We start from the raw sequence: 13,390 nt of genomic DNA on the forward strand, positions 1-13,390 counted from the left end.
TCGGCTGAGGGTTTTTGCTTCAGCGCGCAGAGCCCGGGACCAGCAAGAGCAAGTGGGGCTCACGTGCCTGGTCGAAGTGCGCTTCGGCCAGACATGAAGAAGGCCCTGGTGGGTGCTTGCACCACCCGCCAGGGCCGCATCGACAACCGTCCGTCTTCCACAACAGGAGTTGCCGACGTGTCCATTCTTCCCCAAACCCCGACCCCTGCCTACCCGGGCCGGAGGTGGGAGGCCCGGCAGTACCCCGGGGTTCTCGCCGCGAGCGCGGTCTTCCGCTCCGACCTGCGCCTGGACCTCGCGTCCCTCGCCGGTGCGCCCTCCCAGATCCGCGACGACGTCGAACTCTGCGCGAGCGAGGCGTTCGCCAACGCCGTCCTGCACTCGCGCTCCCACCGGCGCGGCGGCACGGTGATGCGCCTGCTCTCCACCCCGGTCGTGATGGGACACCAGACCACCCTGCGCCTGTCGGTGCTGGACGACGGGCCGATGGACACCCGCCCGATGGTCCCCGCGCAGCGCTCGGTCCAGGAGTGGGAGGAGTCCGAGTCCGGGCGGGGCCTGCTCCTCATCCACCAGTTGGCCACCGAGTGGGGCACTCAGCGCTGGGCCGACCCCGACACCGGTGACGTGCTGGGCGCGGTCCTGTGGGCGGAGTTCACCTACCCCGTCCCCGCTGCCCGCCGCCGACAGGCGTGCGTCTGCGGAGGTGCGTGATGACCGCGACCACGATGACCCCGGGGGTGCGAAGGGTCCTGGACAGCCCGCACGGTCGCCGCTTCGGCCGCCCGGGTGAGCGCCTGGCAGCCCCGCAGGCCACCCGGCGGCCCGACCGGCAACCCTCCCGCGAAGAACTCATGCTGGCGCAGATGCGCGGCAACCCCCGGGTCGAGCACCGGCTCCGGCACGGCGACCTCCCCGACTGGATGCACGTCGCTCAGCACCGGAAGACATCGCGCCCCGAACCGGCACCGGTCGTGCCTCCGGTACCGCGCCCACGGCCCGCACCCGACGACGGCCCCGCCCCGGGGCGGAGCCCGTCAACACCTCCCCGCCCCTCCCGGCCGCCGCTGCCGCGCCGCCCCCGGCGCCCGGCCAGCCACCGCAAACCCCGCCGCCGCACCGGATGGATCCTGACCGGCTACACCCTCTCGGCCGCACTCGGAGCCCTGGCCCACAACCTCAGCGGGCTGCTGGGCTGAACCATCAGCCCGGCGAAGTATCGGACCACTCAAGAGGCCGCACCGGAACGTGGGCCCGGTGCGGCCACAAACGGCCCAAGCCCCGTCACCGGGGGGTCTTCGGTGACAGGTACGGAGAAGCAGGCCGGTTGAAGGGATGGCAAGTGGGTCGCACACAGGGGCCGGAGCGCTTCCTCAGGACCTGTGCACCCTCCTACGGGCGGCGGGAAGTCCCGGGGGCGTGCGCGGCGCAGCGCGGCCGCCCCGGTTACACGGCTCCCCGGACCTGGGAGGACCACCGGACCGACACCCGCAGCACCACGGTCCTGCTCATTCGGCAGCCTCTGGTTCAGGGCAGTCGGATTTCAGATTCGTCACCGGGGTGAGGCTCACCGAGAAGCGCGTCACCTTGGTGAGCCCCTCCTCGCGGTCCCACAGGAGGTCGACGTTGTTCGCTCCGCCGAAGTACAGCACCGGTCGGTCAGTGGTCAGCGGCGGCCCGATCCGATTGACCGGATCCTTGCCGGGTTCCACACACACCACTGAGGGCCGAACGCCCACATAGCTCTGAGCCGGTCCGCCCTCGTCCTGGTAATCGGCGACGTGGGCCAGGCCCCGCTCGGTGTCCCGCTCCAGGAGCACCACCACCGCGGTGAGCCCGTACAGGACGACCACGATGACGACCATCAGCCACTGGAGGAGGCGGAAATGCCCGCGGCTGGACAGGTGGAAGTACTGGAGGAGCCCGAACAACCCCAGAGAGACGAGAAGCGCGAACAACACCAGCGGCAGGGTGTTGCCCAGGGCGAAGAGCCGACCGGCACCGGTCGGTGTCACCTCCCCGGATGAGATCCCGAAGGCCTCCAGGTAGACGTCCTGGCTGAAGTTGCTCAGGGCGATCGCCGAGGGCGCGGCCAGGGCGGTCAGTCCCAGGGGCAGCCACGTGTTGATCCGCCCCTCCGGGATCCGGCGGAGCATCTGCCACACCCCGAACAGGCAGGGGATGGCGACCAGGAAGGCGATGGCGGCTCCGAGCGTGATCCCCTCGGGCCGCCACACGGTGACGCGTAGGCCGACCGCGACCGCCCCGGCACCGATCAGGAGTGCTGTGGCTAGGAGGAAACGCCAGTCGTCCAGCAGATCCACCGGCGCCGCATCAGGGGCGGGGCTCGTGGCGCCGGGACGGTCCGGCGGGCCGACCACCGTGAGATCGTCCGGCGAACCGGCCTCGGGGTTGCGGTCCGCGAAGTCGGCCAGCCTCGCTCCGGCCTCGGCGAGCGAGGCCGCCTGGATGGTTCCCCGGGCCCGCCAGGCCATCAGACCCCGGACGGGGGCAGCGAGCCATCTCCGCTCGGTCATCCAGCCCCGGGGCATCACCAGGTACCGGCGCGACGGCGACAGTCTCGGACGCAGCCGGGCCGCGAACAGGACCCGGACACCCGCCCCGTCCCTGTTCAAGGTGCGGTGGAACTCCGCCAGGGCCGCCCCCGTGGAGCCCAGAGTCGCACCGGAGACCGCGACGCGTACGTCGTACCGGCCCTCACCCAGGCTCTGCGTCTGCCAGGGCTGGCCGCCCACCGTTCCGAGGAAGGCCGCCTCGTCCCGTGGCTCCACCTCCACCCCGATACGCACCACGTGGTCGTGGTAATGGGGCAGCTCCCCCTGCAGCGGTTCGGGTGCGGGCGGCTCGGGAGCGGGTGCCTCAGGTGGTCCGGGCCGCCGCGGGTCGTTCCGGGGCCGCCGCCAGAGTCGGAAGAAGCGCATACGAACCTCGTCTACTGGGGGTTGTGGGGAAGCCTACGGCGCCCGGGCGGGAGTCCTCCCGGCCCCGTCGGGAAACCCTCGGCCACACATCTCCGGCCAGAGCCGACCTGTGTCCCGTGCCGCTCGCGAAAGAGCCGGCCGCCCTCCATCGGCGGCCTGTCGTCCGGACGCGACCCCCGCTTCCGGCGGCACCGGGCCGCCCTACCCGACCCGCTCCGGGACGGCTCCTGGATCGGTCGCCACCTCCGGCATAACCTTCGGTTACGAGTCCGCCGAGCCGAGGAGTCCCCGTGGTCGCCACCCGGTCCGCTTCGCGCCCCGCCACCCTGGACGCCATCGAGAACGACACCGAGGGCATCGGTTTCCGCATGTCCTGCGAGGAGGGCGTCGGCCACCTCCTGCGCGCCCTCGCCGCTTCCAAACCCGGCGGCCGCCTCCTCGAACTCGGCACCGGGACCGGGGCGGGAACTGCCTGGCTGCTGGCCGGGATGGACTCAGACGCCAGGCTGGACACCCTCGACAACGACCCCGAGTGCCTGGGCGTGGCCCGTCGGCACCACACGGCCGACCCCCGGGTGACGATTTTCGAGGCCGACGGCGGTGAATGGCTCGGCGCCCGCGCCACCGACGACGGCCCCGGCTACGACCTGGTCTTCGCCGACACCGGGCCGGGCAAGTTCACCCACCTCGACGAGGCCCTGTCCCTGGTGGACCGGGGCGGCTTCTACGTGGTGGACGACCTCGCCCGCCAACCCCCGGGCACCTCCGACCCGGAGGACCACTGCCTGGCCGTGGAGGCCCTCGTCGAGGGCCTGGAGTCCTGCTCCGGCTGGGAACGGCTCCCGTTGCTCGGCTGGTCCTGCGGGGTCCTGGTCATGGTTCGCAAGTAGGGCGACGCACCGGGAGCGGCCCGTGTGACTCCGCCCCCGGCGCCGCTCCACGCTCTAGGCTCGGGGATTGCACGCGACCGCGTACACGAACCAACCGGGAGCACCGTGAACCTGCGTTTCCAGGAGCTCGACTGGCGGCCCACACCCATGGGGGTCATCAGCCTCCGGGTCCGCTGGGACCCGATGGCCAAGGCCGAGGTCCACGAGATCAAACTCGACGACGACTTCCTCATGTCCAGCCTGTTCGTCCAGGGCGAGATCGACGTGGCCCGGCTCGCCCTGGCCGAACTCCACCGTGGCCCCGTCCCGGACGGCGGATACGACGTGGTGGTCGGCGGACTGGGACTCGGGCACACCGCCCTGACCGTGCTCGACGACCCCGACGTGCGCTCCCTCGTGGTGGTCGAGGCCCTCCCCGAGGTGGTCGACTGGCACGAGGAGAAACTCATCCCGGCCGGGGAACGACTCACCGCGGACCCCCGCTGCGGCCTGGCCCAGGGTGACTTCTTCGCGCTCGCCGCAGGGGAGGGTCTGGACCCGGCCGAGCCGGAACGCCGCTTCCACGCCGTGGTCGTGGACATCGACCACTCACCCCGCCACCTGCTCAACCCCTCGCACGCGCCCTTCTACGAACCCGAGGGGACCCGCCGCCTCCTGGGCCACCTGCGCCCCGGCGGGGTCTTCGCCCTGTGGTCCAACGACCCGCCGGACGAGGACTACCTGTCCGTGCTGCGCGAGGTCTTCACGGACGCACGCGCGGAGGTGGTCAGCTTCGCCAACCCCTACCAGGAGCGGCCCGCCACCAACACGGTGTACCTGGCCACGGCTCCCACGCACGTCTGAACGGAGGCCAGGGGTGTTCGAACGTCTACGGAACGGGGTCAGGCGCGCCCGCCAACGGCGCGGGTTCGAGCGCGAGACCGGCGTCGTCATCCTCAAGTGCGTGCTGGCCGCGACCCTCGCCTGGTGGGTGGGATCCCTCGTCGGGGCCACCTCCCAGATCGGCTTCGCGCCCTTCACCGCGCTGCTCGTGGTCCGGCCGAGCGTGTACGGGTCAGTGCTCCAGTCCTCCCGCTACGTGGCGGCGGTCTTCGCGGGCGCCCTGCTCGCCGGCCTGGTCGGGCTCACCGTCGGTGCGCAACTGTGGTCGTTCGCGCTGATCCTCCTGGTCGCCCTGGTCGCCGGGCAGTTCCGGTTCTTCGGCAGCCAGGGCACCCAGTTGCCCGTGGTCACGGCCTTCGCGCTCGCGGGCGGCACGGCGGGAAGCGCCTCCGACCTGGGATACCTCCTGCTGATGGTCTGCGTGGGCGCGGTCTCCGCCCTGGCCGTCAACGCCGTGCTCGCCCCCGCCATCCGGTTCCGGGACGCCGAGAACGCGGTCCTGGACCTCGCGGACGGGTTGCGCTCCCTGACCGGCGAGATGGCCGAGGGCCTGAGCGAAGGGAGGGAAGGCCTGGACCTGGACCACTGGGGGCAGGCCTGCGGCGGACTCGACGGCACCATCCGCAACGCCGAGGAGGCGGTCCGGCGACAGGAGGAGCGGCTCCGGCTCAATCCGCGGCGCCTGATCGCCGGGCGACGCCCCGACCCCGTCGTCCTGGACAACTACCAGGGCTGGATCTCCGCGCTGAACCGGTCCTCCCGGCACGTGCAGTCCATCGTCCGGACCCTGCGCTCCACCACGGGCAAGGGGTCGCGTTTCCCCGGGCCGGACGACGCCTTTCTTCGCGAGTACGCCCCGCTGCTCGACCACGCCTCGGGCATCCTCCAGGCCGTGTACGACGCCGAGGAGCCCGAATACCCGGAGCCCTCCGAGGAACTGCGGACCAGGGTCGACGAGGCGCTGCGGCTGGTGGACGAGGAACGGGCCAGGATGAGAGAGAGCTGGGACGACGAGAACTGGCCGGTCTACAGTGCCCTGGTCACCGACGTCGAACGGCTCTTCGAGGAGATCAGCCAGGGCTACGAGAACAGCACCAGTGAGCACGGAGAACCCGCGGACGGCAGGTGAGGGTACACACGGGCCGCCCGCGGGCAGGGGACGGGCATGGAACGGACACCGGTACGCCCACGGAAGAACAGCACCACCATCCGAACCCTCGCCCTCCTGGGCACCGCCCTTCTCGTGATCGGCTGTGCCACCACCGGGGCCGACGGCGCCGGTGCGGGGCAGGACACCGAACCCGGTGACGGGTCCACGGAGGCGGTCGCCTCCGACCCCGGCCGGCCCGAGGACGTCACCACCGGCCTCGAAGTCCCGTGGGGGATCGGCTTCCTGCCCGACGGCTCCGCCCTGGTCGCCCAGCGCGACTCCGCGGCCGTCGTCCGGGTGGCCCCGGACGGCACCACCGACGAGGCGGGGACCGTCGAGGGGGTCGAGCACGGCGGTGAGGGCGGTCTCCTCGGGCTGGCCGTGGACCCGGACTTCCCGGAGGAGCCCTACACCTACGTCTACTTCACCTCCGACTCCGACAACCGGGTCAGCCGGATCCCCTACGACGCCGACGCGAACACCCTCGGCGAGGCGGAGGTGATCCTGGACGGCATCCCCGCCGCGAACACCCACAACGGCGGCCGGATCGCCTTCGGCCCGGACGGGTACCTGTACGTGGCGACCGGGGACGCACAGGACACCGGCAACTCCCAGGACACCGACTCCCTGGGCGGGAAGATCCTGCGGATCACCGCCACGGGCGAGCCCGCACCGGACAACCCGTTCGACAACCCCGTCCACAGCTACGGCCACCGCAACGTGCAGGGACTGGCCTGGGACGACGAGGAGAACCTGTACGCGACCGAGTTCGGCCAGGACGCCCTGGACGAGGTCAACCTGATCGAGCCCGGGAACAACTACGGCTGGCCGGAGGTGGAAGGCCCGGGCGGCGGTGACGAGTACACGGACCCGCTGCTCACCTGGGAGCCCGCCGAGGCCTCGCCGAGCGGAGCGGCGATCGTCGGTGACTCCCTGTACGTGGCCTCGCTGCGGGGCGCACGGCTGTGGGAGGTCCCGCTGGCCGGTGACGGCACCGTGGGCGAACCCGAAGCGCACTTCGTGGACGAGCTCGGCCGGCTGCGCACCGTCGTCCCGACCCCGGACGGCGACGCCCTGTGGCTGAGCACCAGCAACCACGACTCCTGGGGCTCCCCGGCCGAGGGCGACGACCGGATCGTGAACGTTCCGCTGGAATAGGGCCCGTGGGCGTGCCGACTCCGGAACGGGGGCGGAGGGGGACGTCCGGCGGAAGGGATGCCCGCAGGGTGAAGACACCCGGTGGGCGCTCCGGGTGAAGGGGCGGTCCGGTCGGCCCCAAGAAAGAGGAAAGCCGCCGGTCGCACCAGGTCGTTCCGCCTCCGAATGCCGAGGATGCCCTGTGACGGCAGCTCGGGCCGGTCCGGGCGGGGACGAGAGCGGGGTTTCGGTGCAGCGACGGCGGACACGGCACAGGGGACGGCTGGCGGTCTTCGGGAGGGGGATGCTCGTCTTCGCGGCCTCCACCTCCCTACTGGTGGGGTACACACCCTCGACCGGGGAAGCGGACCTGGAGATCAGCAAGTCCATCGGGCAGGAGTACGTGATGCCCGGCGGTCCGATCCGCTGGAACATCACCGTCACCAACCACGGCCCCGACGCCGCCGAGGGCGTGGTGGTCACCGACGAACTACCAGGTGGGGTGGACCACCTCGAGGCCGTCATCGACAACCGCCCCTGCTCCATCGAGGATGGGGCGGCCACGTGCACCGTCCCGGATCCGTTGCCCCCGGGGTCCGAGGCCCGGATCGAGGTTTCCGGGATCGTCGAACCGGACGTCCTGGAGGTCCCCCGCAACCAGGCCTGGGTCACGGCTGACACCCACGACCCCGACCCGGAGGACAACGGTCCCGTCACCGCACCCGAGGACCCGCGCCTGGAGCCGGAGACCGACCTGGACCTGCGCAACGACCTGGCCACCGAGGTGGTCCGGCCGGGCGCATGGATCGTCTGGGAACTCACCCTGACCAACATGGGACCGTCCACGGCCCGGGACGTCGAGGTGACCGACACGCTGCCCGGCGGACTCACCCACACCTTCGGCTACGTCCGTGAACCCGCCATCGGTTGTGCCGCAGCGGGCCTGAGCCTCACCTGCCCGATCGGCGACCACGACCCCGGCACGGACGACGCGCTCACGCTGGTGGTGGGCGGCAGGCTCAACGACGACGCCACCCGGATCCCGGACAACGTGGCCTCCGCGACGTCGACCACCCCGGAGTCCGGTCCCGGCAACAACACGGACGTCGTCTCGGACAACGGGGACAGCGTCTTCGAGCCCGGCCCGCCCGCCGGGTGACGGGAGCCCGGGCCCGTCACCCGGCGGGCGGGCCCACCGGCTCCGTATCGGCCGCCAGGGGGGCTCACCGGCTTCCGCCCGGGCCCTTTCACGGCCCGGGCACCCGGGCGGCAACCACCCGGACCACGGACACGCCCTAGTCGAGCAGGCCGCGGGCGACGACCTCCTCGGTCAGGACGCGGCGGATCTCCTCGTCCTCGCCCAGGTGGCCGGGGTGTTCGGCGCTCTCCCGCAGCCGGCCGCGGACCGCCTCGACCACCTCGTCGCTGAGCAGGGCCCGGGCCACCGGGGCGGCTTCGGCCGTCTCCCGCCAACGGCGCAGCGCGTCCAGCCGGCCGTGTTCGACGGCCTCGCGGGTGAGGTGGAACAGGCCGTCGATGTTGCGCTGGTAGGACTCCTCGTCCAGCAGGTCCACGTCCACGACGGTGACCGGCTGGGGCGAACCACCGTCGGCGTCAGGACGCAGGTGGTAGACCCGCCAGATCCGGCCGTTGGTGAGGAACACCCACTCGGCGCCCTCCTCCACGGCCAGGCGCCGGGCCATCTGGATGTTGCGCAGGTCCAGGTCCTCCTGCCCGATCCGGCGCACCTCGACGGGGGCGAAGAGCTCACCGTCCAGGACGATCGCGTAGTCGATCGAGTCCCCGCTGGTGCGGTACTCCGTGGTCATGTCCTGGTACTTGCTGAAGTTCAGACCGACACTGAAGAAGTCGGCGACCAGCATGCGGGTGTCACCGTCGTTGGCGTCGCGCTCCGCGAGTTCGGCCAGGGGCCCGGAGAGCCGGTCGACCGCGGCGGCGACCCGGCCTCTGACGGCGGTCTCCCAACTCAGCGTCGTGGTGAACTGGCCGGTCCTGGTCATGACCTGGGTCTCTTCAGCGTCCATGCCGTCCGTTTCCGTGTCTGGGGGCAACCCCGTCACACGGCTTTCTCCGGGACCGGGGAGCACGCGGACGAGGGGAGAATCCGCCACAGATGCTACAGCTCCGGCACCGGGGCCCCGCCCCCGAGGGGCTCGTGCGCACCTGTGGGGTCAGGGCCGCCGTCCCGCCGAAGTCCCGGCGAGCCGGTGCGACGGCCTCGGGGAACGCGGCCGACCCGTGCGCGGGGCCGCCGGTCACCCGCCGACCTCCTGTCGGGCGTGCACGTCGAAGGCGGTGTCGCAGGCCCCACGCACCCTGTCGTCGTGCGTGGCGATGACCACGGCACAGCCCTGGCGGCTCATCCGGCGCAGCACGTCCACGACCATGGCGCCGTTACCGCTGTCCAGGGCGCCGGTCGGTTCGTCGGCCAGAACCAGGGACGGCTGTTTGACCATCAGCCGGGCCAGGGCGACGCGCTGCTGTTCGCCGCCGGACAGGTGGTGCACCCTCTCCTTCTCCCGGCCGGCCAGCCCGACCCGCGCCAGTGCTCCGGCGTGGTCGGCCCCGGCTCCGCGCCGCCGGGCCACGTCGAGGTTGGCCCTGACGGTGGCGTTCTCGATGAGGGCGTAGTCCTGGAACAGGTAGCCGAGGTGCTTCCGGCGGAAGCGGCGCCGTCCGCCGGGCCCCAGACGGACGAGGTCGGTGCCCTCGAACAGGATCCGGCCGCTGCTGGGTTCGTCCAGCAGGCCCATGCAGTTGAGCAGGGTGGTCTTGCCGGAACCGCTGGCGCCGACCAGGGCGAGCATCCGTCCGGGTTCGACGGTCAGGGTGAGCCCCTCCCACAGGGTGCGCGGGCCGAAGGACTTGGTGAGTTCTTCCAGGACGATCATGTGATTCCTCGCCTTCTCGGCTCCCCGGTCGGGGGCAGGGATCGGGGTCAGGCCCGGGACGAGCCCTCGCGGACGATGCGGTGGTGGAAGAGCACGAGCACGCCCAGGGTCAGCGCGAGCGAGGCCAGCGCGATCCCCGCGGCGTGGAGGGGTTCGGCCCCCGTGGCGGACGCCGGGCCGGGCGGCAGCGGGCGGGCCGGGTCGTTCGGCCCGGTGGAGGCGGTGACGGCGCCCCAGGCGGCCCATCCGACGAACACCGCCGCGATCACCGCTTCGACGGCCAGTAGCCGCCGGTGCGTGGCGAGGAAGCTCCACCCGCTGATGTGTCGGGCGAAGATCGTCTGCGCACGGGTGCGGACGTGGACGACACACGCGGCCACCGCGGTCAGCAGCAGTACGGAAGCCGCTCCGAGCAGGTTGAACAGTTCACCGCGCAGCGTGCCCAGGGCGAGGGCGTGTGCTTTCGACGCGCCGGTGGTCAGGGTCTCGACCATGGAGACGTAGCGGGACGCCTGCGGGTCCTCGGCGCGCAGCGCCGCCACCACACCGGGGTCGGGGAAGACCGTGTGCCGCCCCGACATGTGGTTGACGTAGCTGTTGTCGGACAGGGCCCCGCCGACCGGCAGGGCGACGATGACGGGTTCCCGCAGCAGGGGCAGGGCCTGGCCGAGGCGCTCCTGGGTGCCGTAGGTGAACACGGTCTGGCCGTCGGCGGCGGGCAGCACCTCGACGTCGGGGGCACGGCCGGGTTCGCCGTTCACCTCCAGCCACCCGGCCACCCCCTCGGCCACCGGCCGGGCGTGCGCGGCCGACGATTCGGGCAGGAGGACGCGCACGGTCCCGCCCGGTCCGTACCGTTCTCCGGTCGGGGACAGGACTTTCTCCCGTGCCAGGTAGGTGTCGTTGACGATGAGGACGGGGGCCGCCAACCGGTCCCTGCGCGGGGCCGCCGGGTCGGAGGGGACGATCTCGGAGGGGGCGAGGGGGAGGGCCAGCACCATGTCGCCGCTGGTGTCGGCCGCACGGAGCCACGGCCCGAGTACCTCGTCGACCGCGTCCGCGTCCGCCCAGCCGTAGTTGGCGCTGAGCGCGGGGCGTGAGGTGTCGCCGTACTGCGCGAAGACCTCCAGCGCGGCGCGTCGGTCCCGGCTCTCCTGTGCGGCGACGGCCACGCCACCGACGATGACCAGGGCCAGGACCAGTGCGGGGACGCGCACGAGGTAGACGGCGGCGGTGGTGCTGCGCAGCGGAAGGCGCCCCCTGAGCGCGGGCAGGATGCCGGTGGCGTGTACCAGGGCGAGCGCGGCGGCGTGTACTGCCAGGCAGGGCAGGGTGAGCGCGGCGAGGAAAACGAGCGCGAGGGGTGCGTAGAAACCGAGCTGGCTCCATCCGTTGTAGACGCCGAGAACGACCAGAGTGATCGCGGCCGTGCCGGGCAGGGCGACCGCCCACAGTCGGGCGACCCCGGCCAGCTCTCCGGCCAGAACGCTCGCGTAGGAGTGGCCCTGGAGCCGCCTGACGGCGTGGTCGCGGGCGGCGAGCAGTACCCCGGCCGCGGTGGCGGTGACGGTGCTGAGCAGGGCGACGGCCGCCAGGTGGAGCAGGTGCCCCCCGGAGAAGAAGTGCCACAGCCGGGTCGTCCGGGTACCGGGGGCCTCGGTGAGGCCGTGGTCGGTGAGTGCCTGGCGCAGGGCCGACGCGGCCTCCGGGGCTCCGAAGACCAGGTAGTAGCCGTTGGGCCCCACCTCGCCGAAGTCGGTGACGGGGTGGGTGTGGACGGTGAAGCCGCGGCTGAAGGTCCGGTAGCCGTCGTTCAGCCAGCGGGCGTGCCGGGAGCCGGGATCGGAGACGGCCAGGTACAGGTGGGCCCGTGACGAGGGCTCGTTGACGTCGAGGACGCCGTAGCCGATGGCGGTGCCGTGGTCGTCGGCGACCTCCTGGACGGTTCGTGCGACCTCGTCCGTGTCGTGGGTGCCGTTGTTCTCGGTGATCCAGACCAGTTCCGAGTCGTCGAGCACGTAGAGGGTCTGTTCGGCGGTGGCGGAGAGGAGGAACGCGATGAGCGCGGCGAACGCGACGCACGCCGTGTAGGCGAAGGAGAGTGTCCTGTTCGGCACCTGGGGGTCCTGTCGGGGCGGGTGGAGCGGACCCGTTGGCGGGGGCGACGACGGGTCCGGGGGCGGGGCCGGGATCAGCAGCCGTCACGCCAGTACTGCTGGTTGTTGGCCAGGGCCCGCGAGGCCTCGGCCCTGGCCCAGGTCCCGGCCGGGGCGTGGGCGCGTTCGGTGTGGGTGCCCACGGCGGTGGCGCCGTGGCAGTTCCGCGGGTGGTGGTAGTCCGAGCGGACGAAGCCCTGCCCGGGGACGCCGGTGAGGCTGCGCTCCCACACCCCGCCCCCGACCGTGGAGCGTTCGGCGGCGGCGGCGATGCCGGCGGTCGCCGCGGCGATTCCGGCGGTGACGAGCAAGCTGACGGAAACGCGTTTCAGGGTCTCCACGGAGGTTCCTTTCCCTCAGCAGTTGTTGCGCCAGTAGGACTGGTTGTTGCCGTTGGCGCGCGGGGCGAAGGCTTCGGCCCACGCTCCGGCCTGTGCCCGGACACGGACGGTGCGGGTTCCGACAGCGGTGGCTCCGTGGCAGGCGGAACCGTGGTGGTACCGGGAGAAGGTGTCTCCCGCCCCGGGGACCCCGGTGATACCCCAGTGCCACTCCCCGCCTCCGATGTAGGAATGCCCGGCCAGGGCGATTCCGGCGGTGCCCGTTGTGATGGCGGCGATGCAGGCCGCATTCACGAAAACGCGCTTCAGGGAATTCACGGTTTTTCCTCCTCAGCAGCCGCTGCGGTAGTACGTCTGGTTGTTGGTCCAGGCCTTGGGCGCGCTGGCGTAGGAGGTGTATCCGGGGGCGGCGTTCCTGGACCGGTCTGTGTAGGTGCCCACCGCGGTGGACCCGTGGCAGTTGTGGGAGTGGTGGTAGTTCGAGTAGACGGTGGAGGCCGAGACGCCGTGGTACCAGGTCCCGCCTCCGATATGGGTTCCGGCCAGGGCTGCTCCCGCTGCTCCTGCGGTGATTCCCGCGACGAGGACAGCAGCGGCGATCCCGTGTTTCGAGGTCTTTCCCATGATGGCCCCCTGCCTTTGTGTTCGGTTTCCGAAGGTGCCCCCGACAGGGGCTGCAGAAAAGGATTGCAGAATTGGAACAGGTGCTTTCTCGAAGGCGCGCATGCTCCGTGGTCCTTCTGAGGAAAGTCCTACCTCGCTTCTTTGTCCGTGATCTCTTTTTTGGCCACATGCGGACAGAAGAGGGGGAGGCCTGTCGGTCCTGGGGTAGAGGCGGGGGTAATTCGTTGCAATTCATGCCCAAGGGGAAATATCCCTCGCGTGCTCCGGCCGGATCCACCAGCTCCCGGCTCGGACCGCCATCGGAGTTCCGGGGTGTGCGGAACGGGGGCGCTGCGCTCCCGGGCGCTCAGTGCCTG

Annotated in this window: 14 protein-coding genes; 7 read left to right on the forward strand and 7 right to left on the reverse strand. The window is 71.7% G+C overall.

Going from position 1 to position 13,390, the window contains the following annotated elements; all coding sequences use genetic code 11:
- Positions 1-177 precede the first annotated feature (177 nt).
- Both ACUKCB_RS22960 and ACUKCB_RS22965 read left to right on the forward strand, forming a co-directional pair.
- Complete coding sequence (locus tag ACUKCB_RS22960) at positions 178-714, forward strand: ATP-binding protein (RefSeq protein WP_473037664.1); 537 nt, start codon at positions 178-180, stop codon at positions 712-714.
- Positions 714-1,199, forward strand: coding sequence for a hypothetical protein (locus ACUKCB_RS22965; RefSeq protein WP_473037665.1), 486 nt, complete (start codon positions 714-716; stop codon positions 1,197-1,199). Before ACUKCB_RS22960 ends, ACUKCB_RS22965 begins: the two co-directional genes overlap by 1 nt.
- A gap of 309 nt (positions 1,200-1,508) precedes the next feature.
- On the opposite strand, the gene ACUKCB_RS22970 is transcribed toward ACUKCB_RS22965, so the two are convergent.
- A complete protein-coding gene (locus ACUKCB_RS22970; protein WP_473037666.1) occupies positions 1,509-2,942 on the reverse strand; it encodes a hypothetical protein in 1,434 nt (477 codons plus the stop codon).
- Between the two features lie 290 nt (positions 2,943-3,232).
- On the opposite strand from ACUKCB_RS22970, the gene ACUKCB_RS22975 reads away from it, so the two are divergent.
- From ACUKCB_RS22975 to ACUKCB_RS22995, 5 genes are all read left to right on the forward strand, one after another.
- On the forward strand, positions 3,233-3,832 hold the full coding sequence (locus ACUKCB_RS22975) for an O-methyltransferase (protein WP_473037667.1): 600 nt from the start codon (positions 3,233-3,235) through the stop codon (positions 3,830-3,832).
- 105 nt (positions 3,833-3,937) lie between these two features.
- Complete coding sequence (locus ACUKCB_RS22980; RefSeq protein WP_473037668.1) at positions 3,938-4,675, forward strand: polyamine aminopropyltransferase; 738 nt, start codon at positions 3,938-3,940, stop codon at positions 4,673-4,675.
- Between the two features lie 13 nt (positions 4,676-4,688).
- Entirely contained in the window at positions 4,689-5,843 is a 1,155-nt protein-coding gene (locus tag ACUKCB_RS22985; RefSeq protein WP_473037669.1) for an FUSC family protein, read from the forward strand.
- A 36-nt stretch (positions 5,844-5,879) separates the two neighbouring features.
- Positions 5,880-7,022, forward strand: coding sequence for a PQQ-dependent sugar dehydrogenase (locus ACUKCB_RS22990; RefSeq protein ID WP_473037670.1), 1,143 nt, complete (start codon positions 5,880-5,882; stop codon positions 7,020-7,022).
- 283 nt (positions 7,023-7,305) lie between these two features.
- On the forward strand, positions 7,306-8,160 hold the full coding sequence (locus ACUKCB_RS22995) for a DUF11 domain-containing protein (RefSeq protein WP_473037671.1): 855 nt from the start codon (positions 7,306-7,308) through the stop codon (positions 8,158-8,160).
- Positions 8,161-8,296: 136 nt separating this feature from the next.
- Here ACUKCB_RS22995 and ACUKCB_RS23000 read toward each other — a convergent pair whose 3' ends face one another.
- From ACUKCB_RS23000 to ACUKCB_RS23025, 6 genes are all read right to left on the reverse strand, one after another.
- Positions 8,297-9,046 (reverse strand): hypothetical protein, encoded by a 750-nt coding sequence (locus tag ACUKCB_RS23000; RefSeq protein ID WP_473037672.1) that lies wholly within the window; start codon positions 9,044-9,046, stop codon positions 8,297-8,299.
- Positions 9,047-9,277: 231 nt separating this feature from the next.
- A complete protein-coding gene (locus tag ACUKCB_RS23005) occupies positions 9,278-9,913 on the reverse strand; it encodes an ATP-binding cassette domain-containing protein (RefSeq protein ID WP_473037673.1) in 636 nt (211 codons plus the stop codon).
- Between the two features lie 47 nt (positions 9,914-9,960).
- On the reverse strand, positions 9,961-12,030 hold the full coding sequence (locus ACUKCB_RS23010; protein ID WP_473037674.1) for a bacteriocin-associated integral membrane family protein: 2,070 nt from the start codon (positions 12,028-12,030) through the stop codon (positions 9,961-9,963).
- A gap of 74 nt (positions 12,031-12,104) precedes the next feature.
- Positions 12,105-12,410, reverse strand: a complete 306-nt coding sequence (locus tag ACUKCB_RS23015; protein ID WP_473037675.1) for a lactococcin 972 family bacteriocin — start codon at positions 12,408-12,410, stop codon at positions 12,105-12,107.
- 15 nt (positions 12,411-12,425) lie between these two features.
- A complete protein-coding gene (locus ACUKCB_RS23020) occupies positions 12,426-12,728 on the reverse strand; it encodes a lactococcin 972 family bacteriocin (protein WP_473037676.1) in 303 nt (100 codons plus the stop codon).
- 12 nt (positions 12,729-12,740) lie between these two features.
- On the reverse strand, positions 12,741-13,034 hold the full coding sequence (locus tag ACUKCB_RS23025; protein ID WP_473037677.1) for a lactococcin 972 family bacteriocin: 294 nt from the start codon (positions 13,032-13,034) through the stop codon (positions 12,741-12,743).
- Positions 13,035-13,390: the final 356 nt, after the last annotated feature.

The organism is Nocardiopsis moroccensis, from assembly GCF_055763695.1.